At 60.8% G+C, this 21,690-nt stretch carries 24 protein-coding genes; 12 read left to right on the forward strand and 12 right to left on the reverse strand.

Going from position 1 to position 21,690, the window contains the following annotated elements:
• Positions 1–146: 146 nt before the first annotated feature.
• Together hemF and aroE are read left to right on the forward strand one after the other, a co-directional pair.
• Positions 147–1,067, forward strand: a complete 921-nt coding sequence (hemF, locus tag AC1MEK_RS26435; RefSeq protein ID WP_480399200.1) for an oxygen-dependent coproporphyrinogen oxidase — start codon at positions 147–149, stop codon at positions 1,065–1,067.
• A complete protein-coding gene (gene aroE, locus AC1MEK_RS26440) occupies positions 1,067–1,894 on the forward strand; it encodes a shikimate dehydrogenase (protein ID WP_480399201.1) in 828 nt (275 codons plus the stop codon). Before hemF ends, aroE begins: the two co-directional genes overlap by 1 nt.
• A 195-nt stretch (positions 1,895–2,089) precedes the next feature.
• Here the strand turns inward: aroE and choX are convergent, their stop codons facing one another.
• Both choX and betC read right to left on the reverse strand, forming a co-directional pair.
• Positions 2,090–3,016, reverse strand: coding sequence for a choline ABC transporter substrate-binding protein (gene choX, locus AC1MEK_RS26445; protein ID WP_480399202.1), 927 nt, complete (start codon positions 3,014–3,016; stop codon positions 2,090–2,092).
• A gap of 38 nt (positions 3,017–3,054) precedes the next feature.
• Positions 3,055–4,560, reverse strand: coding sequence for a choline-sulfatase (betC, locus tag AC1MEK_RS26450; RefSeq protein WP_480399203.1), 1,506 nt, complete (start codon positions 4,558–4,560; stop codon positions 3,055–3,057).
• A gap of 114 nt (positions 4,561–4,674) precedes the next feature.
• Here betC and AC1MEK_RS26455 point away from each other — a divergent pair, with 114 nt between their 5' ends.
• Entirely contained in the window at positions 4,675–5,625 is a 951-nt protein-coding gene (locus AC1MEK_RS26455; RefSeq protein WP_480399204.1) for a choline sulfate utilization transcriptional regulator, read from the forward strand.
• Positions 5,626–5,779: 154 nt separating this feature from the next.
• Positions 5,780–6,112, forward strand: a complete 333-nt coding sequence (locus tag AC1MEK_RS26460; protein ID WP_480399205.1) for a DOPA 4,5-dioxygenase family protein — start codon at positions 5,780–5,782, stop codon at positions 6,110–6,112.
• A gap of 132 nt (positions 6,113–6,244) precedes the next feature.
• On the opposite strand, the gene AC1MEK_RS26465 is transcribed toward AC1MEK_RS26460, so the two are convergent.
• The 3 genes from AC1MEK_RS26465 to trpB form a co-directional block, all read right to left on the reverse strand.
• A complete protein-coding gene (locus AC1MEK_RS26465; protein WP_480399206.1) occupies positions 6,245–6,712 on the reverse strand; it encodes an anti-virulence regulator CigR family protein in 468 nt (155 codons plus the stop codon).
• Positions 6,713–6,837: 125 nt separating this feature from the next.
• Positions 6,838–7,650 carry a tryptophan synthase subunit alpha gene (gene trpA, locus AC1MEK_RS26470; protein ID WP_480399207.1) on the reverse strand — a complete coding sequence of 271 codons (813 nt, stop codon included), beginning with the start codon at positions 7,648–7,650 and terminating at the stop codon, positions 6,838–6,840.
• The gene (trpB, locus tag AC1MEK_RS26475) at positions 7,650–8,876 is read right to left on the reverse strand and encodes a tryptophan synthase subunit beta (RefSeq protein ID WP_480399208.1); all 1,227 of its coding nucleotides are present in this window, start codon (positions 8,874–8,876) and stop codon (positions 7,650–7,652) included. The genes trpA and trpB overlap by 1 nt, the downstream gene beginning before the upstream one ends.
• A gap of 132 nt (positions 8,877–9,008) precedes the next feature.
• On the opposite strand from trpB, the gene AC1MEK_RS26480 reads away from it, so the two are divergent.
• A complete protein-coding gene (locus AC1MEK_RS26480; protein ID WP_480399209.1) occupies positions 9,009–9,908 on the forward strand; it encodes a LysR family transcriptional regulator in 900 nt (299 codons plus the stop codon).
• Positions 9,909–9,921: 13 nt separating this feature from the next.
• Here AC1MEK_RS26480 and AC1MEK_RS26485 read toward each other — a convergent pair whose 3' ends face one another.
• The gene (locus AC1MEK_RS26485) at positions 9,922–10,248 is read right to left on the reverse strand and encodes an ElaB/YgaM/YqjD family protein (protein WP_120128247.1); all 327 of its coding nucleotides are present in this window, start codon (positions 10,246–10,248) and stop codon (positions 9,922–9,924) included.
• A gap of 190 nt (positions 10,249–10,438) precedes the next feature.
• On the opposite strand from AC1MEK_RS26485, the gene AC1MEK_RS26490 reads away from it, so the two are divergent.
• Entirely contained in the window at positions 10,439–10,654 is a 216-nt protein-coding gene (locus tag AC1MEK_RS26490; protein WP_480399210.1) for a dodecin, read from the forward strand.
• Positions 10,655–10,798: 144 nt separating this feature from the next.
• A complete protein-coding gene (locus tag AC1MEK_RS26495) occupies positions 10,799–11,023 on the forward strand; it encodes a DUF1161 domain-containing protein (RefSeq protein ID WP_480399211.1) in 225 nt (74 codons plus the stop codon).
• A 202-nt stretch (positions 11,024–11,225) separates the two neighbouring features.
• Here the strand turns inward: AC1MEK_RS26495 and AC1MEK_RS26500 are convergent, their stop codons facing one another.
• Positions 11,226–12,227 carry an LLM class flavin-dependent oxidoreductase gene (locus AC1MEK_RS26500; protein WP_480399212.1) on the reverse strand — a complete coding sequence of 334 codons (1,002 nt, stop codon included), beginning with the start codon at positions 12,225–12,227 and terminating at the stop codon, positions 11,226–11,228.
• Positions 12,228–12,502: 275 nt separating this feature from the next.
• Between AC1MEK_RS26500 and AC1MEK_RS26505 the strand changes: the two genes are divergently transcribed.
• Both AC1MEK_RS26505 and AC1MEK_RS26510 read left to right on the forward strand, forming a co-directional pair.
• Entirely contained in the window at positions 12,503–12,934 is a 432-nt protein-coding gene (locus AC1MEK_RS26505; protein ID WP_480399213.1) for an OsmC family protein, read from the forward strand.
• 129 nt (positions 12,935–13,063) lie between these two features.
• Positions 13,064–13,297, forward strand: a complete 234-nt coding sequence (locus AC1MEK_RS26510) for a DUF1161 domain-containing protein (RefSeq protein WP_480399214.1) — start codon at positions 13,064–13,066, stop codon at positions 13,295–13,297.
• A 214-nt stretch (positions 13,298–13,511) separates the two neighbouring features.
• Here the strand turns inward: AC1MEK_RS26510 and AC1MEK_RS26515 are convergent, their stop codons facing one another.
• Positions 13,512–13,928 (reverse strand): PA0061/PA0062 family lipoprotein, encoded by a 417-nt coding sequence (locus tag AC1MEK_RS26515; RefSeq protein WP_480399215.1) that lies wholly within the window; start codon positions 13,926–13,928, stop codon positions 13,512–13,514.
• Positions 13,929–14,038: 110 nt separating this feature from the next.
• Here AC1MEK_RS26515 and AC1MEK_RS26520 point away from each other — a divergent pair, with 110 nt between their 5' ends.
• Positions 14,039–15,103: an aminopeptidase gene (locus tag AC1MEK_RS26520; RefSeq protein WP_480399216.1), complete on the forward strand. Its 1,065-nt coding sequence runs from the start codon at positions 14,039–14,041 to the stop codon at positions 15,101–15,103.
• A 99-nt stretch (positions 15,104–15,202) separates the two neighbouring features.
• Here the strand turns inward: AC1MEK_RS26520 and AC1MEK_RS26525 are convergent, their stop codons facing one another.
• The gene (locus tag AC1MEK_RS26525; protein ID WP_480399217.1) at positions 15,203–15,853 is read right to left on the reverse strand and encodes an HAD family hydrolase; all 651 of its coding nucleotides are present in this window, start codon (positions 15,851–15,853) and stop codon (positions 15,203–15,205) included.
• 12 nt (positions 15,854–15,865) lie between these two features.
• Positions 15,866–16,420, reverse strand: a complete 555-nt coding sequence (locus AC1MEK_RS26530) for a gamma carbonic anhydrase family protein (RefSeq protein WP_480399218.1) — start codon at positions 16,418–16,420, stop codon at positions 15,866–15,868.
• A 54-nt stretch (positions 16,421–16,474) separates the two neighbouring features.
• On the opposite strand from AC1MEK_RS26530, the gene prlC reads away from it, so the two are divergent.
• Together prlC and AC1MEK_RS26540 are read left to right on the forward strand one after the other, a co-directional pair.
• A complete protein-coding gene (prlC, locus tag AC1MEK_RS26535) occupies positions 16,475–18,562 on the forward strand; it encodes an oligopeptidase A (RefSeq protein WP_480399219.1) in 2,088 nt (695 codons plus the stop codon).
• On the forward strand, positions 18,559–18,846 hold the full coding sequence (locus tag AC1MEK_RS26540) for a YheV family putative zinc ribbon protein (RefSeq protein ID WP_480399220.1): 288 nt from the start codon (positions 18,559–18,561) through the stop codon (positions 18,844–18,846). Before prlC ends, AC1MEK_RS26540 begins: the two co-directional genes overlap by 4 nt.
• A gap of 154 nt (positions 18,847–19,000) precedes the next feature.
• On the opposite strand, the gene AC1MEK_RS26545 is transcribed toward AC1MEK_RS26540, so the two are convergent.
• Positions 19,001–19,600, reverse strand: coding sequence for a dual specificity protein phosphatase family protein (locus tag AC1MEK_RS26545; protein ID WP_480399221.1), 600 nt, complete (start codon positions 19,598–19,600; stop codon positions 19,001–19,003).
• A 208-nt stretch (positions 19,601–19,808) separates the two neighbouring features.
• Entirely contained in the window at positions 19,809–21,443 is a 1,635-nt protein-coding gene (locus tag AC1MEK_RS26550) for a phosphoinositide-specific phospholipase C-related protein (RefSeq protein ID WP_480399222.1), read from the reverse strand.
• Positions 21,444–21,690 lie beyond the last annotated feature (247 nt).

The raw sequence follows: 21,690 nt of genomic DNA on the forward strand, positions 1-21,690 counted from the left end.
TGCTTCGTTTGGCCTTCGTCAACTGCGGCGTGGGTCTGGCGGGTGTATGCTACGCGCCAATTTCGAGCCGCCTGTTTTGGGTAGCGCTGCTTGCGCTATCGAAGGCGACACTCAAACCTTCGTTTCAGGTAATTCAAGGTACTGCCATGTCCGTTCGCACCGATGCCGTCAAAGCCTACCTGCTCGATCTGCAAGACCGGATCTGCGCCGCGCTCGAGCACGAAGACGGCGAGGCCCGTTTCGTCGAGGACGCCTGGGAGCGCCCGGCGGGCGGTGGCGGGCGGACCCGGGTGATCGAGAACGGTGACGTCATCGAAAAAGGCGGCGTGAATTTCTCCCATGTTTTCGGCGCAGGTCTTCCACCGTCGGCCAGCGCACATCGCCCGGAGCTGGCCGGTCGTGGCTTCGAGGCGCTGGGCGTCTCGCTGGTCATGCACCCGCACAACCCACATGTTCCGACCTCCCACGCCAACGTGCGTTTCTTCATCGCGGAAAAAGAAGGCGAAGAGTCGGTCTGGTGGTTCGGCGGCGGCTTCGACCTGACGCCCTATTACGGCGTCGAAGAAGACTGCATCCACTGGCACCGCGTGGCCGAGCAGGCCTGTGCGCCGTTCGGCGCCGACGTCTACCCGCGCTACAAGGCCTGGTGCGACCGCTATTTCCACATCAAGCATCGCAACGAACCGCGTGGCGTGGGCGGCCTGTTCTTCGACGATCTGAACGAATGGGATTTCGACACCAGCTTCGCGTTCCTGCGCGCCATTGGCGACGCGTTCGTCGACGCATACCTGCCTATCGTCCAGCGCCGCAAGGCTACGCCCTACACCGCCCAGCAGCGCGAATTCCAGGAATTCCGCCGTGGGCGTTACGTGGAATTCAACCTGGTCTACGACCGTGGCACGCTGTTCGGCCTGCAATCGGGCGGGCGCACCGAGTCGATTCTGATGTCGCTGCCGCCCCATGTGCGCTGGGGCTATGACTGGAAGGCCGCGCCGGGCAGTGAGGAAGCGCGCCTGACCGAATATTTCCTGCAAGATCGCGACTGGCTGGCCGAGGAAGCCAATTGATGACTGACCAATACGTCGTTTTCGGCAATCCGATTGCCCACAGCAAATCCCCGTTGATCCACCGCCTGTTCGCCGAGCAGACCGGTCAGACGCTGGACTACCAGACCTCCCTGGCGCCGCTGGACGGCTTCACGGCGTTTGCGAAGCAGTTCTTCGAAAGCGGACGCGGCGCCAACGTCACCGTGCCGTTCAAGGAAGAGGCCTGGCGCATGGTCGACCAACTGACCGAACGCGGTCGTCGCGCCGGCGCAGTGAACACCCTCGCCCGCCAGGCCGACGGCACGCTGCTGGGCGACAACACCGATGGCGCGGGCCTGGTGCGAGATCTGAAGGTCAATCACGGCGTGACGCTCAAGGACAAACGCATCCTGCTGCTGGGCGCAGGTGGCGCCGTGCGTGGCGCGCTGGAGCCGCTGCTGGCGGAAGAGCCCTACGTGCTGGTGGTGGCCAATCGCACAGTGGAAAAGGCGGAAAACCTGGCGCAGGAATTCGCCGAGCTGGGGCCGATCCTGCCCGCAGGCTATGACTGGCTGGAAGAGTCGGTGGACATCATCATCAACGCCACGTCGGCGAGCCTGTCCGGCGAGGTGCCGCCGATTGCGCCGAGCCTTATCCAGCCCGGCGAAACCTTCTGCTACGACATGATGTACGCCAAGGAGCCGACCGCATTCTGCCGCTGGGCCTCGGAGCACCAGGCCGGGCAAGCGGTGGATGGCTTGGGGATGCTGGTGGAACAGGCGGCCGAGGCGTTCTTCCTGTGGCGCGGCGTGCGCCCGGATTCAGCGCCAGTGCTGGTCGAGTTGCGGCGGTTGATGGCGCAGGCCTGATTCGGTGACCGAACTCGCGGGCTGACAGCCATCTAACCGATGTCTGAGGCCCTCTGTGGGAGTGAGCTTGCTCACGAAAGGGCAGGAACATACACAACATTTTAAGCGCCTGTCAGTCGGTATTCGTGAGCAAGCTCACTCCCACAGAATCTGTGTAGATTTATGGGGTGAACTTGTTCACGCGACTTTGACGCCTTACAACTTCGCTTTAACGGCCGGCAACGCATCCTTGTCATCAACGGTTTTCACGCCGTTGAGCCACTTCTCCAGCACCGCCGGGTTTTCCTTGATCCAGGCTTTGACCGCATCGGTGTTGCTGATCTTGTTGTCCACCACGTTCTTCATGATGGTGTTTTCCATGTCCTGGGTGAACGTCAGGTTGGAGAACAGCTTGGCCACGTTCGGGCAGGCGTCGGCGTAGCCTTTGCGGGTCACGGTGTAGACGCTGCCGGTGTCACCGAAGTACTTCTCGCCGCCCTTGAGGTACTTCATGCCCTTGATCTGCACGTTCATCGGGTGCGGCGTCCAGCCGAGGAAGACCACGAAGTCCTTCTTCTTCACGTTGCGCTGCACTTCGGCCAGCATGGCCTGCTCGCTCGATTCGACCAGTTTCCAGTCCCCCAGGTCGAACTCGTTCTTCTTGATGATTTCCTGAATCGACGCGTTGGCCGGAGCCCCCGAGCCGATGCCGTAGATCTTCTTGTGGAACTTGTCGGCGAATTTGTTCAGGTCGGCGAAGTTATGCACACCCGCGTCATAGACGTAATCCGGAACGGCGAGGGTGAACTCGGTGCCTTCCAGGTTTTTCGCGTATTGCGTCACATCGCCGGTGGCGATGAACTTGTCATAGAAGCCCTGCTGCGCAGGCATCCAGTTGCCCAGAAAAACGTCCATTTGACCGTCTTTGAGACCACCATAGGCAATCGGCACTGCCAGCGTATCGACCTTGGTCTTGTAACCCATGCCGTCGAGCAGAAAGCTCGCCGTGGCATTGGTCGCAGCGATGTCGCTCCAACCCGGGTCAGCCATCTTGACCGTACTGCAGCTTGCGTCAGCGGCGTTGGCAACGACGCTGCTCAAGCTCATCACCGCAACCGCCAGCGTTGTGAACAGACTCTTCATGGTGTGCCCCTTTTTGGTTTTCTAAGTGGTGGCAGGGTTCAAGGTTGTGGATAACGGGCCTTGCGCTCCAGATCGTCGAGGTCGATATGGTTGCGCATGTATTGCTGACTGGCGTCTACCAGCGGCTGGTGATCCCAACTCTTCAGCTTGCCGAGTGTCAGCGATTGCGCCACGAAACGGCGCCGGCGCTGGCTGGCGAGCACCTGATGGTGTATCGCCTGGATGTCCCATTTGGCCCTTGCTTCGGCCAGGAACGCATCGAACAGGTCGCGATGGGCGCAAGATCCGCTCAGCTCTTCCTGCTCTTTCGGATCGTTGTACACGTCATACAGCAGACATGGGTCCTGTTCCGAATAAATGAATTTGTAGGCGCCGCGACGAATCATCATCAGCGGGCTGTTGGTGCCTTCGGCCATGTACTCGCCGAATACCTCGTCGTGGCCGCCAGCGCCTTGCAGATGCGGCAACAGCGAGCGGCCGTCCAGCGGCAGGCCGTTTTCCAGTTCGCCCTCGGCCAGCGCGACAAAGGTCGGCAGCAGGTCGGCGGTGGACACCGCGGCCTTCACCCGGCCAGCCTTGAACTGCCCCGGCGCGTAGACCAGCAGCGGCACGCGGGCGGACATTTCGAACCAGTGCATCTTGTACCAGAGGCCGCGCTCGCCAAGCATGTCGCCGTGGTCACCCGAGAACACGATGATGGTGTCTTCGGCCAGGCCTGTGTCTTCGAGGGTCTTCAGCAGTTTGCCGATGTTGTCGTCGATGTAGCTGCAGGCGCCGAAATACGCGCGGCGGGCGTCGCGGATCTTGTGCTCCGGCAGCGGCTTGTCCCACAGGTCGTAGACCTTGAGCAGGCGCTGAGAGTGCGGGTCCTGATCGGCCTGGGCCGGCGGCGCAGGCGGCATCGGAATCTCGTCGTCGTTGTAGAGGTTCCAGAATTCCTTGGGAATCGTGTACGGATCGTGCGGGTGAGTCATCGACACGGTCAGGCAGAACGGCTGGTCGCCGTCTTCGCGCACATGGTCGAACAGGTACTGCTGGGCCTTGAACACCACCTCTTCGTCGAAATCCAGCTGGTTGGTGCGCACGCACGGGCCGGCCTGCAGCACCGAGGACATGTTGTGGTACCAGGTCGGGCGCACATCCGGTTCGTCCCAGTTCACTGCCCAGCCGTAGTCGGCGGGGTAGATGTCGCTGGTCAGGCGCTCTTCGTAGCCGTGCAACTGATCCGGGCCGCAGAAATGCATCTTGCCCGACAGCGCGGTGCGGTAGCCCAGGCGGCGCAGGTAGTGGGCGTAGGTCGGCACATCGGCGGGGAAATCGGCCGCGTTGTCGTAGGCGCCGATCTTGCTGGGCAACTGGCCGCTGACCAGGGTGAAGCGCGACGGCGCGCACAACGGGCTGTTGCAATACGCGGCGTCGAACACCACGCCGTCGGCGGCGAGGCGGCTCAAATTCGGCATCTTGATTGGTGATGAGGCGTAAATCGGCAACATCGGCGCGGCCATTTGATCGGCCATGATGAAAAGAATGTTCTTGCGCTTCATGTCTTCGCGGCATTCCATAGTGAATATTTATGCGAAATTGCTGGTCCAGAGAATGAGACCCATGGGATCAGCGGTAAAGCCCATAAACTGCAATGCCTAGGATAAGCCACGCTTATGTTTGACTCGCTCGGTGACATGTCATTGGATCTGCTGCGCGGCTTCGAGGCCGCTGCCCGGCTGCGCAGTTTCACCGCCGCCGCGATCGAGCTGGGCACGACCCAGCCGGCCATCAGCCAGCAAATCAAAAGGTTAGAAGAACAACTGGCAACGCGCCTGTTCGATCGCATCTACCGCGGCATCGAACTGACCGACGCCGGAGAGATTCTGTTCAACCACGTCCAGACCGGTTTGCAGTCGATGGATGCCGGGTTGGCGCTGATCACTCAACAGCGTCAGCATGAGGTGTTGCAGGTGGCGACCGACTTCGCGTTCGCCGCGTACTGGCTGATGCCCCGCCTGCACCGCTTTCACAAGCAGAACCCGGACGTCGATGTCAGCCTGGTCACCAGCGAGCGCAGCCACAGCATGCTGCGCGCCGACATCGACGTGGCGGTGCTGTTCGGCGACGGGCGCTTCAAGCAGGGTGAGAGCCACTGGCTGTTCAGCGAAGAAGTGTTTCCGGTGTGCAGCCCGCAACTGCTGGCCGGCCGCACGCTGCCCATGGCCAACGAGGCGCTGCGCGACTACCCGCTGCTGCATCTGCGCGGCGAAGGCGGCAACAACTGGTTCGACTGGGCGGGCGTGTTTCGCGCCCTGAATATTGCCCAGGCCCCGGCGCCGGGGCAGTTGCGCTTCGATAATTACACCCTGCTGATCCAGGCTGCCATCGCCGGGCAAGGCGTCGCGATTGGCTGGCGCCACCTGGTGGACGACCTGCTGGAACAAGGGCTGCTGTGTCGCCCGGTGGAAGGGGCGGCGATCTCGGCCTATGGCTATTACATCGTCCTGCCGCAGCGTAAAAGACGGGTGCAGATCGTGCAGCGTTTCGTCGATTGGTTAAGAAATGAACAGGCGCTGAGCGGGGATCTGCTGACGGGCAAGCCGATGCCGTCGATTGCGGTTTAGCCCTGTTTTGTAGGAGCGCGCTTGCCCGCGACGGCGGCGTGTCTGTGACAAAATTCATATCTGACACAACGCCATCGCGGGCAAGCGCGCTCCTACAGGTTTGCCGTCGCTGGTGAGCGTGATGAATGAATTCAGGAAAATTGAGGGATTGAACATGTCACCGATTGAGGGCTACCACGCCCACGTTTACTTCGATGCCCAGACCATCGAGCAGGCCCGCGCGCTGTGCGAAAGCGCCGCCGCGAAGTTCGGCATCCGCATGGGCCGTGTGCACGAACGCCCGGTCGGGCCGCATCCGGACTGGAGCTGCCAACTGGCGTTTTCCCACGGGCAATTTGCCGATGTGATGTTGTATCTGGCGATGAACCGGGACGGCCTAGTGATTTTCATCCACCCGGATACCGGCGATGACTTGGCCGATCACACGAAGCATGCGATCTGGATGGGCGGGATGCGGGAGTTGAAGGTGGAGATGTTCAAGCGTTAGTCATCAAGCTCAGGACCTGTAGGAGCGAATTCATTCGCGAATGGCCCGATCAGGCAACGCATGTGTTTCGCCTGATCAATTTTCGCGAATGAATTCGCTCCTACAGTTTCGTTCCCGGCGTGACTGGGCGGGTCAGTTCAACACGCCATCCAGAATCTCATAAACGATCCCGCTGCCCACCGCGATCAGCACGATGTCCGGCCCCAGGCGGCGCCATTCGTAGCCTTCATAGCGCGGCAGGTATTGCAGCGAGCGGTCATCCAAGCGGCGGCCGTAGCCACGCGGCAGTGGATGGCCCTTCACAATGTGCACGCCCGGCGGCAGCGGCTGGCCGCGGCCGATGACTTCGCGATGTTCCTGAATCGTGCGGCGAACGTCGCCGAAGTCGGCCGGAGGACGGCCACCACGATGGTCATCGCCACGGTTGTCCGGGCGGTGGTCATCGCGATGTTCATTGCCCTGCGGGCCCCGGTCCTGATGCTGGCCGGGACCATGGTCGTCATAGCCGCCACGTTGATCTGGCGGCGCTGCGTGGACCAGCGCGCTGGCGCTGACCATCAACACACCCAACCCTGCGATCAAACGATTCGAGACTTTCATGTAGCGTGCTCCTGAGCCAATTCGGTTCAGCAAAAAGGGGTTCAGAACCAGGTCCTGAACCCCTTTGCTGTACTACTTAGTCTGCTAACGAAGGCCGAGATTCCTCTGTATCAGGAACTTTACCTTCAGGATACACGGGCCTTACGCACGCCTTCGGACAAGTCCGCGCAGAGTTTGAGCACACCGCTGACCGCCTGCTCAGGCGACTGGGCATTGGCGATGTGATCGATCAACGCCGAGCCCACCACCACGCCATCGGCGATGCGGGCAATGGCTGCGGCCTGCTCGGGCGTGCGGATACCGAAGCCGACGCTGATCGGCAGGTCCGAATGACGACGCAGGCGCGCGACCGCTTCCTTGACGTGGTCGATGGTCGCCGAGCCGGCGCCGGTCACGCCAGCCACCGACACGTAATAGACGAAGCCCGAGCTGCCGTTGAGCACTGTCGGAAGGCGCTTGTCGTCGGTGGTCGGGGTGGTCAGGCGAATGAAGTCCAGGCCCGCATCCTGCGCCGGGTCGCACAGTTCGTTGTTGTGCTCGGGCGGCAGGTCGACCACGATCAGGCCATCGACGCCGGATTCACGGGCTTCGGCGATGAAGCGCTCGACGCCATAGTTGTGGATCGGGTTGTAGTAACCCATCAGCACCAGCGGCGTATGGCTGTCTTCAACGCGGAATTCGCGAACCATCTGCAGGGTTTTCGCCAGGTTCTGCTTGGCACCGAGCGCGCGAATGTTGGCCAGCTGAATGGCCGGGCCGTCGGCCATCGGATCGGTGAACGGCATGCCCAGTTCGATCACGTCGGCACCGGCTTTGGGCAGGCCCTTGAGGATCGACAGCGACGTGTCATAGGCCGGGTCGCCCGCGGTGATGAAGGTCACCAGCGCTGCGCGGTTTTGTTCTTTCAGCTCGGCAAAGCGGGTTTGCAGGCGGCTCATCAGTGTTTCTCCTGCTGGGACAGATCCAGATGGTGCATGACGGTTTGCATGTCCTTGTCGCCGCGGCCGGACAGGTTGACCACCATCAGGTGATCTTTTGGCAGGGTCGGTGCGCGCTTGAACACTTCGGCCAGGGCGTGGGCACTTTCCAGCGCCGGGATGATGCCTTCCAGGCGGCAGCACTGGTGGAACGCCGCCAGTGCTTCGTCGTCGGTGATCGAGGTGTATTCGACGCGGCCGATGTCGTGCAACCAAGCGTGTTCAGGGCCGATGCCGGGGTAGTCCAGGCCTGCGGAAATCGAGTGGGCGTCGATGATCTGGCCATCGTCGTCCTGCAGCAGGAAGGTGCGATTGCCGTGCAGCACGCCCGGTACGCCGCCGTTCAGGCTGGCGGCGTGTTTGCCGGTTTCGATGCCGTGGCCGGCCGCTTCCACGCCGATGATGCGCACGCTGGTGTCATCCAGGAACGGGTGGAACAGGCCCATGGCGTTGGAGCCGCCGCCGATGCAGGCGACCAGGCTGTCAGGCAGACGGCCTTCCTGCTCTTGCAACTGCTCGCGGGTTTCCTTGCCGATCACCGCCTGGAAGTCGCGGACCATGGCTGGGTAAGGGTGCGGACCGGCCACGGTGCCGATCAGGTAGAAGGTGCTGTCGACGTTGGTGACCCAGTCACGCAGCGCCTCGTTCATGGCGTCTTTCAGGGTGCCGGTGCCGGCCACGACCGGGATCACGGTCGCGCCCAACAGCTTCATGCGGAACACGTTGGCCTGCTGGCGCTCGATGTCGGTGGTGCCCATGTAGATCACGCATTCCAGGCCGAAACGCGCGGCGACGGTAGCGGTTGCCACGCCGTGCATGCCTGCACCGGTTTCGGCGATGATGCGCTTCTTGCCCATGCGCCGCGCCAGCAGGATCTGGCCGATGCAGTTGTTGATCTTGTGCGCGCCGGTGTGGTTCAGCTCTTCGCGCTTGAGGTAAATCTTCGCGCCGCCGCAGTGTTCGGTCAGGCGCTCGGCGAAATACAGCGGGCTTGGACGGCCCACGTAGTCACGCTGGAAGTAGGCCAGTTCCTTGATGAACGCAGGATCGTTCTTCGCCGCTTCGTATTCGCGGTTCAGGTCGAGGATCAGGGGCATCAGGGTTTCAGCGACGTAACGTCCGCCAAACGCGCCGAACATGCCGCGATCGTCCGGGCCGTTGCGGTATTGGGTCTGAGTCTGGGACATGATGAGCTCCAGTAACGTATGCCGGGTGACAAAGAGTTGAGCCGTTGAGGCAGTGAACACACTTTAACCAGCGCCATGGACGAAGAAAACCGATAAGATCGCCGTAACCTGTCAGAAAAACTCACAGATACCATGAGCCGCGATCTCCCACCGCTGAACGCCTTGCGCGCCTTTGAAGCCACTGCTCGCCTGAACAGCGTCAGCCAGGCCGCGGAGCAACTGCATGTCACCCATGGCGCGGTGAGTCGGCAGTTGAAGGTGCTGGAGGAACACTTGGGCATCAGCCTGTTCAGCAAGGACGGGCGCGGCCTTAAACTCACAGATGCAGGCGTTCGTCTGCGCGATGCCAGTGGCGAGGCTTTCGACCGGCTGCGCAGCGTTTGCGCCGAGTTGAGTCAGGGCAGCGTCGATGCGCCGTTCGTGCTGGGCTGCTCGGGAAGCCTGCTGGCGCGCTGGTTCATTCCGCGGCTGGGGCGTTTGAATGCCGATTTGCCGGATTTGCGGCTGCATCTGTCTGCTGGTGAAGGCGATCTTGATCCGCGTCGCCCCGGGCTGGACGCCTTGCTGGTGTTCGCCGAACCGCCATGGCCCGCCGACATGCAGGTGTTCGAACTGGCTGGCGAGCGCATCGGCCCGGTCATGAGCCCCCGCTTCGAGCGTTTTGAAGAGCTGCGCGATGCCCCTGCGCAAGCCTTGCTCAGCGAGCCGTTATTGCAGACCCGATCGCGTTTGCAGGCTTGGCCCACCTGGGCGCAGCACAACGGCATCGAGCCTGACGCGCTTCGCTACGGTCAGGGCTTCGAGCATCTGTATTACTTGCTGGAGGCAGCGGTGGCCGGGCTCGGCGTGGCGATCGCGCCCGAGCCGCTGGTGGCCGATGACCTGAAGGCTGGCCGACTGGCTGCGCCTTGGGGTTTCAGCGAAACCCCGGCGCAGCTCGCGTTGTGGGTGCCCAAACGCGTGGCGGACGGGCGCGCGCAGCAATTGGCGCAATGGCTCAGACAGGAACTGGCGCGACCCGGTCAGGCTTGATCGACAAGGCGGGTCAGTTACCGCGCTTGCACAGCAGATAGGCCGCCAGCAGGCCGATTGCACCAACCGCCACACCGGCTGTAGTCCATGGATGTTCCTGGGCGTAGTCCCGGGTCGCGACGCCGGTTTCGCGGGTCTTCACCTTGACGTCTTCATAGACATCGCTCAGCAGGCTGCGCGAATGGCTCAGCGCGCTTTCGGCATTGGCCTTCAGCGTCTTCAGGGTTTTGCGCGACTCGTCCGAAGCGTCCGACTTCAGGCTCTCCAGTGACTTGAGCAGACTTTCGATCTCGGCTTCCATGCTTTGCAGCGACGCTTTACGGGATGAGGTGAATGCCATGATGTGACTCTCCTGCAGTGATGAGTGGCGTGTGAAGATTCCGACTACAGGGTTTTCAGAAAGTGCAGTGAAGGTTTTCCGGTTGTGTCGCCAGGGCGCAATTTTTGTGAACTTTCAGGCACGTTTTCGCGCCAGACCTAGGGCGTGAATTCACTGCTACGCTCGAACAGACCCCATCAGGAGAACTGCCATGTCTGATCATCACACGTACAAAATCCTCGAACTGGTCGGCTCGTCGACCAAGGGCACCGACGATGCGATCCAGAACGCGATCACCCAGGCGGCCAAGACCGTGAAGTTCATCGAGTGGTTCGAGGTGCTGGAAACCCGCGGCCACATTCGTGATGGCAAGGTGGCGCATTTCCAGGTGACGATCAAAGTGGGTTTCCGCATCGACAACAGTTGATGAACTTTCCAACTGGCCGAGTGCCACAACCTTCGCTATACATAACGCGCCGTTCGTGAATTCGGACGCGTGTTTCTGGTATCGGGCCGCCTCTTTCGGGCGGCCTCTTTCGCTTGAAAAGCGCCTGACGATGGAGTGTGACCGATGAAGAAGATTCTTTTGGCGGTAGGGTTGTTGAGTATTGCGGGCACCACCATGGCAGCCGGGAAGTCCTGCGATGACGTGAAGGCCGAGATCGACGCGAAGATCAAGGCCAAGGGCGTTTCGTCCTACACGTTGGAGGCAGTGGACAAAGGCAGTGCCGCAGGCGGCAAGGTGGTGGGTACGTGCGAAGGCGGCAGCAAGGAGATCGTCTACAAGCGCGGCTGATGGCTCTGGCCCTGAATTGAAAAACCGACGCGCCTGGCGTCGGTTTTTTATTGGCCAGTCCCCAATTTTCCCTGATAACGCGGCCCCCCTGTAGGAGCGAATTCATTCGCGAATGGCCATCTCGTTCGACACCTATCTGTCGCCTGACCTACCGCATCGCGAATAAATTCGCTCCTACAGGATTTGCGTCAACCTTTCAAAATTAGCCCCTCGCAACCTGCGCCAGAATCTCATACGAACGCAACCGGTCGGCGTGCTCATACATATCGCAAGTAAAGATCAGCTCATCGGCATCTGTCTGTTCCAGCAGCACGTCCAGTTTGGCGCGGATTTTCTCGGGGCCGCCGACCATCGCCAGGCCCAGGAAGTCCATCACCGCTTCGCGCTCGTGGGGCAGCCACAGGCCGTTCATGCTGTCGACCGGCGGTTTCTGCATCAGGCTCTGGCCGCGCATCAGGTTGAGGATGCGCTGATAGACCGATGTCACCAGGTAGTCGGCCTGCGCGTCGGTGTCGGCAGCCGCCAGCGGCACGCCCAGCATCACGTAGGGTTTGTCGAGCACCTCGGACGGCTGGAAGTGGTTGCGATAGACGCGAATCGCCTCGTGCATGTAACGCGGCGCGAAGTGCGAGGCGAAGGCGTAAGGCAAGCCGCGTTGGCCGGCCAGCTGGGCGCTGAACAGGCTCGAACCCAGGAGCCAGATCGGCACATTGGTGTCGTTGCCCGGCACTGCAATGACGCGTTGATGCGGCTGGCGCGGACCGAGGTAGGCTGTCAGTTCCGCCACGTCATCCGGAAAGTCATCCGCGCTGCCCGAGCGTTCACGGCGCAGGGCGCGGGCGGTCATCTGGTCGGAACCGGGCGCGCGGCCCAGGCCCAGGTCGATGCGGCCGGGGTACAGGCTCGCCAGGGTGCCGAACTGCTCGGCAATCACCAGCGGCGCGTGGTTGGGCAGCATCACGCCGCCCGAGCCTACGCGAATGGTCGAGGTGCCGCCAGCCAGATAGGCCAGCAGAACGGAGGTCGCGGAGCTGGCGATGCCGTCCATGTTGTGGTGCTCGGCCACCCAGAAACGGTTGTAACCCCATTTCTCGGCGTGTTGCGCCAGGTCCAGCGAGTTGCGCAGCGACACGGCCGGGCCTTTGTCCTCGCGCACCGGCACCAGGTCCAGCATGGAAATCTTCACATCAGTCAGGCGTTTCATAGGCTGTGGTCGATCCTCTTGGGGCGTGTCAGGTGCCTTGGAAAAGAGCGGCACGAGAGCGATGCCCGCATTAAGACTAAATATTTGCGTTAAGCCACAGGATAAGGCCGGATTTTCAGGTTGCAATGGCTGAGATGAAAATTCCTACTGATTTGGTCGGAAATGTCAGCGCCAAAAAAGCACAGGTGTCACAGCGGTTGAACCAAGTCGCGCCTACACTCCTCTGACTTTTTGTCCGTGTGCGAGCCCATCGCACCCAATCACGAGGAGACACCATGAGCATCGTCAAGAAAGCATCCGCCCACTGGGAAGGTGACCTGAAATCCGGCGTCGGCCACATCTCCACCGAAACCGGCGTGCTGCGCGAAGCGCCTTACGGCTTCAAGGCCCGTTTCGAAGGCGGCAAGGGCACCAATCCTGAAGAACTGATCGGCGCGGCCCACGCGGGCTGCTTCTCGATGGCCCTGTCAATGATTCTGGGTGGCGAGAACCTCAAGGCCGACAGCATCGACACCACCGCCGACGTCACCCTGGACCAGGTCGATGGTGGCTTCTCGATCACTGCCGTGCACCTGACCCTGAAAGCCAAGGTGCCGGGCGCCACCCAAGAGCAGTTCGACCGCCTGACCAAGGCCGCCAAAGAAGGCTGCCCGGTGTCCAAGGTGCTGAACGCCAAGATCACCCTGGATGCCACGCTGGTTGGCTGATCGCCTGTTACGCAGCACCTCGATGGCCCGCAATTGCGGGCCATTGTCGTTGTGGGGCTGGCGAACCGGGCAGTTGCAGCAAGGTCTGATGAGATGCCGCAGCGCACTGCGCGGCTTTAGGAGCCCCACATGAAACGTATCGCGTTAACCCTGATGGCCTGCGCCCTGACCACCGGCGCCCTCGCCGCGCCCAAACCCTGCGAAGAGCTCAAGGCCGAGATCGAAGCGAAGATCCAGGCGCAGAACGTCAGTTCCTACACCCTGGAAATCGTCAGCAATGAAGAAGTCCACGATCAGAACATGGTGGTGGGCTCGTGCGAAAACGGCACGAAGAAGATCATCTATCAGAAGAATGATCGGTAGGGCGGCACTGCCCTTGCCTCTGCCGAAGGCGTAGGAGCTCGGCTTGCCGGCGATCTGGCGCGAAGCGGCAGCAAATCCTGTGCATGCGACATGTCTGACACGACCAGGGTGTGTGGTCTTACTGCCGCTTCGCGTCAGATCGCCGGCAAGCCGGGCTCCTACGGCCTTCGGCCAGAATCAAAAGCAGATCGCGTCAGCGATTCCAGCAACCGAATCACGGAATACAGAAAATATTCCCTTCCTCGGCCAGCACCTTGCGCTGCTCGTCGCGCAACTGCGCATCGATGCTGTTGGCGATGTGGCGCACGTCGAGGCGATAGCGATGCCCGGCCTCGAAATGGTCGTAGTCGATGGTGACGTAGCAGGTCAGCTCGTTGTAGATGTCCATCGACAGCCCCAGGCCGCCTGGTGCGTATTCATAGTCGTAGCGCACTTCGAGCTTGTGTTTGCCGGGCGTCACCTGAAAGTAGCGGCCGTCTTCGGTGCGCTTGCCGTCGAGCTTGTCGGCCATCAGCGTCTTGCCGGTGTAGGTGTGCAGATCGACCCAGGCTTGTTGCGGGTCAACGGCGGGCAACGGGCCTGCACATCCGGCCAGCAGGCTCAGGGCAATGATCGACAGGGGCAGGCGCATGACAGACTCCGCATTCAGGCAGATGACGAGGACGGTTGCGTCAGAGGCCGGGTGTGCGGCATAACGCTGGGGTTTATACCCTTCATGACTTTCGACGGTAAGGCCGCTGCATGATTCGATACAAAAGAAGCGGATTGCAGCGCGGCTTGCCGATGCTGGCCATTTTACTCCTCAGCGGCTGTTCCAGTCTTTCCTATTACGCGCAATTGGCCGGCGGCCAGCTTGCCCTGCTGCGCGCCCGCGAGCCGGTGGCGGATGTGATCGCCGACCCGGCGCGCGACCCCAAGCTGCGCGAGCATCTGCGCCAGGCACAGCAAGCCCGCGAGTTCGCCAGCGACACATTGCACCTGCCCGATAACCGCAGTTATCGGCTGTACGCAGACATCCATCGCCCCTACGTGGTCTGGAACGTCTTCGCCACCGGCGAGTTCTCACTGGACCCGGTGACCCACTGCTTCCCCATCGCCGGGTGCGTGGCCTATCGCGGTTACTACAGCCAGGGCGCGGCGCGGGGCGAAGCGGCGCTGCAGAAGCTCGACGGCAAGGATGTCTACGTCAGCGGCGTGGAGGCCTACTCGACGCTGGGCTGGTTCGACGATCCGATCATCAGTTCGATGATGACCTGGGGCGACGAGCGCCTGGCCACGCTGATTTTCCACGAGCTGGCGCATCAGCGGTTCTATGTGAAGGACGACAGCGAGTTCAACGAATCCTACGCCACCTTCGTCGAGCAGGAAGGCACGCGACAATGGCGTGCGGCCCGGGGTTTGCCGGTGGAAGGTGTGTCATCCGAGACTCAGCGTCGCGATCAACTGACGCAATTGGTGCTGCAAACCCGCGATCGCTTGAAAGCGCTGTATGCCCAGCCGCTGACCCCCGAAGTGATGCGCCAGCGCAAGGCAGCTGAATTCGAGCGGCTGCGTGCTGACTATCGAAAAATGCGCGATGGGCAGTGGAACGGCGACAAGCGCTTCGACGCCTGGGTCTACGCCCCGATGAACAACGCGCGGCTGCTGCCCATCGGCCTGTATGACCAGTGGACGCCTGCGTTTGGGGCGTTGTTCAAGCAGGTGGGCGGCGACTGGCCGGCGTTCTTTGCTGCTGTGGAGAAAATGGGCGAGTTGCCTCAAGAGCAGCGCAAGGCGTCACTTGAGCGGCTGATGCAAACCCCGTAGCAGCACGGCTTGCCAGCGGGCGCGGTGTGTCAGGCGATATTTGCGTCACAGGCATATCGCCCCGCCGGCAAGCCGTGCTGCTACAGGGCGATGGCCCGCTCAGGGTTTCAGAAACGCCTGATGCAGCTCCTTGAGCGACTCGAAATGGTAGGTCGGTGCCTCGGCCGTAAGTTCTTCCCGGCTGCCAAACCCGTACCCCACCGCCGCCACGTCCAGCCCGTTGCGCTTGCCGCCGATCAGGTCATGTTTACGATCGCCGATCATCAGCGTCTGTTTGGGATCGAGCTTCTCCTCGTCCAGCAGATGACGAATCAGCTCGACCTTGTCGGTGCGGGTGCCGTCCAGTTCGCTGCCGTAGATCAGCTTGAAGTGCCGCGCAAAGTCGAAGTGCCGGGCAATTTCGTGGGCGAATACCCAGGGCTTTGATGTCGCGATGAACAGCGTGCGGCCTTGGTCGGAGAGCATGTCCAGCAGCTCAAACACGCCGTCGAACACCAGGTTTTCATACAGCCCGGTGACCTTGAACCGCTCGCGATAAAAGCCCACGGCTTCCCAGGCCTTGGCCTCATCGAAGTCATAAGCGCGCATGAACTGCTGCAACAGCGGCGGGCCAATGAAATGCTCGAGCTGCGTGATATCGGGTTCATCGATGCCCAGCTTGCTCAAGGCGAACTGGATCGAACGGGTGATGCCCTCTCGTGGATCGGTCAGGGTGCCGTCCAGATCGAACAGAATGTTCTGATAATGCATGTGTGCTCTCTCTTACAGGCCTTGAGGTTTATCGAACCCTTCGGCCAGGTGCTGATCTTTCAGCTTCACGTAATTGGTCGCGCTGTAGGGAAAGAAGGCGATTTCCTTCTCGGTGAGCGGGCGCACCTGTTTCACCGGGCGGCCCACGTACAGAAAGCCGCGCTCCAGACGCTTGCCCGGCGGCACCAGGCTGCCTGCGCCGATGATCACTTCATCCTCGACCACCGCGCCGTCCATGATGGTGCTGCCCATGCCGATCAGAATGCGGCTGCCGATGGTGCAGCCGTGCAGCATGACCTTGTGGCCAATGGTCACTTCGTCGCCGATCAGCAACGGGAAGCCATCCGGGTTGAACGGGCCGGCGTGGGTGATGTGCAGCACGCTGCCATCCTGCACGCTGGTGCGCGCGCCGATGCGGATGCGGTGCATGTCGCCGCGAATCACCGTCAGCGGCCAGACGGAGCTGTCGGCGCCGATCTCGACATCGCCGATTACAATTGCCGAATGATCGACAAACGCCCGTTCGTCAAGGGCCGGGGTGTGATTCTGAAAGGTTCGGATCGCCACAATAGGCTCCTTCTCTGATGCTGATAGCTGCGGTCAGCGCCGATTGTAATTAAGATGCTCGGGTGTTTCTTCCAGCCAAGGTGCCAAACCGTGAGCGCGAACAACCCTCTTTTGCAATCGTACGACCTGCCACCTTTCTCGGCGATTCGCGCCGAGCACGTAAAACCTGCCATTGACCAGATTCTCGCCGACAACCGCGCCGCGATTGCCGACATCCTCGCCAAGCAAGGCACGCAGCCTACCTGGGCTGGCCTGGTGCTGGCGATGGACGAGCTGAACGACCGCCTAGGCGCTGCCTGGAGCCCGGTCAGCCACCTTAATGCCGTGTGCAACAGCGCCGAATTGCGCGAAGCCTACGAGTCCTGCCTGCCGGCATTGAGCGCCTATTCCACCGAGATGGGCCAGAACCGCGAGCTGTTCCAGGCTTATGAAGCCCTGGCCAACAGCCCCGAAGCCGCCGGTTTCGACGTGGCGCAGAAAACCATTCTGGAACACTCGCTGCGGGATTTCCGCCTGTCGGGCATCGACCTGCCGCCCGAGCAGCAAAAGCGTTACGCCGAGGTGCAGAGCAAGCTGTCCGAGCTGGGCAGCCAGTTCTCCAACCAGTTGCTCGACGCCACTCAAGCCTGGACCAAGCACGTCACCGACGAAGCCGCCCTCGCCGGCCTGACCGATTCGGCCAAGGCGCAAATGGCCGCTGCCGCCCAGGCCAAAGACCTCGACGGCTACCTGATCACCCTGGAATTCCCCAGCTACTACGCGGTGATGACCTACGCCCAGGACCGCGCGCTGCGTGAAGAAGTCTACGCCGCCTACTGCACCCGCGCGTCGGACCAGGGCCCGAATGCGGGCAAGAACGACAACGGCCCGGTCATGGAGCAGATCCTCGACCTGCGACAGGAACTGGCCAAACTGCTGGGTTTCTCGAGCTTCTCCGAGCTGAGCCTGGCGACCAAGATGGCCGAATCCAGCGATCAGGTGCTCAGCTTCCTGCGCGATCTGGCCAAGCGCAGCAAGCCGTTCGCCGCGCAGGACCTGCAGCAGCTCAAGGCCTACGCCGCCGAACAGGGCTGCCCGGATCTGCAAAGCTGGGACAGCGGTTTCTACGGCGAAAAACTGCGCGAACAGCGCTACAGCGTTTCCCAGGAAGCCCTGCGCGCCTACTTCCCGATCGACAAGGTGTTGGGCGGCCTGTTTGCCATCGTGCAAAAACTGTACGGCATCGAAATCGCCGAACAGAAAGGCTTCGACACCTGGCATCCGGACGTTCGCCTGTTCGAAATCAAGGAAAACGGCCAGCACGTCGGCCGCTTCTTCTTCGACCTCTATGCCCGCGCCAACAAGCGTGGCGGCGCGTGGATGGACGGCGCTCGCGACCGTCGCCGCACCTCGGCAGGCTCCCTGCAGAGCCCGGTGGCCAACCTGGTGTGCAACTTCACCCCAGCGGTCGCTGGCAAGCCTGCGCTGCTGACTCACGATGAAGTCACCACCCTGTTCCACGAATTCGGCCATGGCCTGCATCACCTGCTGACCCGCGTCGAACACGCCGGTGCCTCGGGCATCAACGGCGTGGCGTGGGACGCGGTCGAGCTGCCGAGCCAGTTCATGGAAAACTGGTGCTGGGAACCGGAAGGCCTGGCGCTGATTTCCGGCCATTACGAGACCGGCGAGCCACTGCCGCAGGATCTGCTGGAAAAAATGCTGGCGGCGAAGAACTTCCAGTCCGGCCTGATGATGGTGCGCCAGCTCGAATTCTCGCTGTTCGACTTCGAACTGCACGCCACCCACGGCGATGGCCGCACCACGCTGCAAGTGCTCGAAAGCGTGCGTGACGAGGTCTCGGTGATGCGCCCGCCGGCGTACAACCGCTTCCCCAACAGTTTTGCGCACATCTTCGCTGGCGGTTATGCGGCGGGTTACTACAGCTACAAGTGGGCGGAAGTGCTGTCGGCCGATGCCTTCTCCAAGTTCGAAGAAGACGGCGTGCTCAATGCCCAAACCGGCCGGGCATTCCGTGAGGCGATTCTGGCCCGTGGCGGCTCCCAGGCGCCGATGGTGCTGTTCGTCGACTTCCGCGGACGCGAACCTTCGATTGACGCACTCTTGCGCCATTCGGGTTTGAGCGAGGAAGCGGCAGCATGACCGATACACCGCGTGTGGTAACGAAAAAACGCTTTATCGCCGGGGCGGTCTGCCCGGCGTGCAGCGAGCCGGACAAGCTGATGATGTGGAACGACGACGATGTCCCGCACCGCGAATGCGTGGCCTGCGGGTATTCGGACACCCTCAACGCCCAGGGCCAGTCGGTGCCCAAGGAGTTGGGGACACGGGTCAATCAGGAAAAGGCCAAGGCGGCCAATCCGAAGGTGCAGGGCGTGCAGTTTTTCCCGAATCCGAAGTTGAAGAAGCCGGTGGATCCCAGCTAAAGCGTTGATCCCACCCGATGGACCTGGGTGGGTGATCGCTTGGCGCAACCCCGCCAATCCTGTAGGAGCCGGCTTGCTGGCGATTGCGGTGTGTCAGCCAACATTAACTTATCTGACACACCGCATTCGCCAGCAAGCCGGCTCCCACAGACAATCAGCTGCGCGTGGTGGTTTTCTGAAACCACCCCTTGACCGCACAACTGGCAAACGCACGGGTGCTGCACGCACCGCTCGCATAGGCCGTCTTCAACGCCGCGACATCGACCTTGTCGATATAGGCGATCCCGCGCTTGAGATTGTCCGCGTCGCCAAACCCGCCCTGGGTCATCTCGGCGATCGCCGCTTCTTTTGTCCAGTCCTGCACCACGATCCGGTACATCGCCGCAATCAGCCCGGTGCGGTCCTGCCCGTGCTTGCAGTGCATCAACACCGGCCCCTTCTTTTGCGCGTCTTCGATGGCGTGCAGGCTTTGAATCACATCGGCGTCGTCGATGTGCACGGTTTGCAGCGGAATCTGCACCTGAGTCACCGCAGGATCGGACAGCCATTGGCTGTCGCTCTCCTTGATGAAGTTCACCACGGTGACGATGCCCAGCGTGTTGAGCAGCGGTAGCGCCTGGGCGTCGGGCTGGCGGCTGCGGTAGAGCGTCGGGGTGATCCGATAGAGGTTGTATTCAGGAGCTACGGATTGTGCCCACTCGCCGGGGCGTCCGGTCTGAACCGGTACGTCATCGGCCTGAGCCGTAGTGTACATGGAGACAGTCAGTAGAGTGGCCATGATTGAAGCGAGCAATGGAGTACGCATCGAATGTTTCGCGCCTGAGGTACTGGTCAAAGTGGCGAGTTTCGGGCGTGAGGAATCAAGGCGACGTGAGTTAAATGTCAAAAACTCGTTTTCATGGCGCGGCGCGGAAGGTGGCGAGGGTTCGTGTGCACAAGAGCCCTCGCCAGGTAAACTGGATTTACTTGGCGCCGCCGATGTAACCGAAGGAAATCTTGCCATCGATGCCTTGGCTGTAGTGGGTGACGTGCACATCGGCATTCTGATAAGAACTGTTAAAGCTTCCGATCACGACGGGTGATGTGATATCGCGCAGAATTTTCACCTCTGTTCTTCCTTGACTGAAATTCCCGTCCGGATGGCCGGTCAATGTGAACGAGGTGCCTTTTTTAGCTTTCAGGATTCGTGCTGAACGAATTTCATCGTTGGAACAGCCATAGCTATTACTCTTCATTTTTATGTTGTAAGTGCGATCAAACGGGATGACACAGTCGAGGTTTTGACTGGCATTGTTGCCTTCATACAGAGCGATATTGGCGTCCGAAAAGTCGACAGGCGTAAGCCCCACCTCAATGCGCGAGACCTTTCCTTCCAGCCCATTGTTCCGAACGAAGATGGCGTTGTAGGCATCCGTCGTGCGGCTTTGCTCAAACGAGCCAAGTACGACTTTTTCATGAATGCCGATGTCGCGGGTGACATCGATGATCATGTGGTCATCTTCGCGGTTGCCACTGCGGTCATCAAAAAGGGAAATGCGGGTCCCTTTGGCGATTCCGGACAGGGACAGGGATCTGGCCTCATCGTTCTCGCAACCAGCGGAAGGCAAGGTGAGTGTTCTCTGCCCGCGTGGGATGACGCAGACGGCATCCTGTTTTGGGTCAGCGTTATTGCCTTCCCACAAATAAATGCCGCCTTGGCTCAGCGCTTGAGTGTAGGCGAGCGTGTCTCCGTTGCGGTAGTTATCAATGGCAATGAAGTTAGGCGTTTTTCCACAATGGTTCACGCGGCGCACCAGATACGTCAGGTTGTTATCGTATGCGCCAGAATCCAGGGTCGTTTTGGTCACTGTGTGGAACTGGTTCATCAGGAACAGACGACTCCAGGACTTGCCTGTGCCTGAACTGACACGAGGTTCGGCGACGGGGACGTCGCCGTAGCGACTCGGGCAGGACCAGTTGTGTGCTGCCTCGATGTTTGAGGCCACTGGACCGAGCGTATCCCAGTGGTTCTGCGCTACCCAATCCTTATCGAACAGGACCGTCACTGTCTTGCCATTGACCGTGTAGTTGCCAGCCAGCGCGCGTTTGTCTGTGAACAGCATGAGTCGGTTGTTTCGCGCCACCAGCTGACTCATGAGCGGCCAGTCGGCGGTGTTGAAGTTGGCAGGGTCAAAGGTAAGGTCCGCGACTTCAGGTACCGAATTGAACAGTGTCTGCAAATGCGAGCGTTCAACATAGGATTCCAGAAAAATGGAGATGACCTCGTTGCGGTTCTGTTTCAAAAAGGGAATGAATTCATTCGCCAGCTGATTTTTGAAGGCGCCGTAACAGAAGTTCTCCGTGTGACAGACTCGGATCTGCTCTGCAGGTCGGTAATTGGATTTGTGATACAGATCGAGCATGAAGCCGCGTACACCATCACGCATCTGTTGTGGAAGCTCCTGCAGGTTTTGATTGATTTTTTCGTACGCGTTGTGGGTGGTCATCCAGGAGTATTGGTGAAACGGCTTGTCCTGAGGCGCGAGCGGATTGCTTGCGACGACGCCGCCACTGACCGCGACTGCGGCAATAGCTGTAACGATTTTTGAGTAATGCATTGCGAATTCCCTTTCAATTTCAAGCGCATCCTGCGCTGTGGATAATGTCCTGATTCAGCCGCCTTTACTCTTAATCCAGCACAGTGAGCTTTGAAATCGATAAGGCTTTGCAAATTGTTATATGGGGCGGTAGCCGAGAAATTCAGAACTGTCTTGCTTCTGATCGGCCTGACGGCTATGGGGGAGAGCGATCTTTCCTACTCCGACTGTCGCTTCGCCAGCAGCCACAGTTGGCAGCGGTCTGAAT

The organism is Pseudomonas sp. 2, from assembly GCF_056627435.1.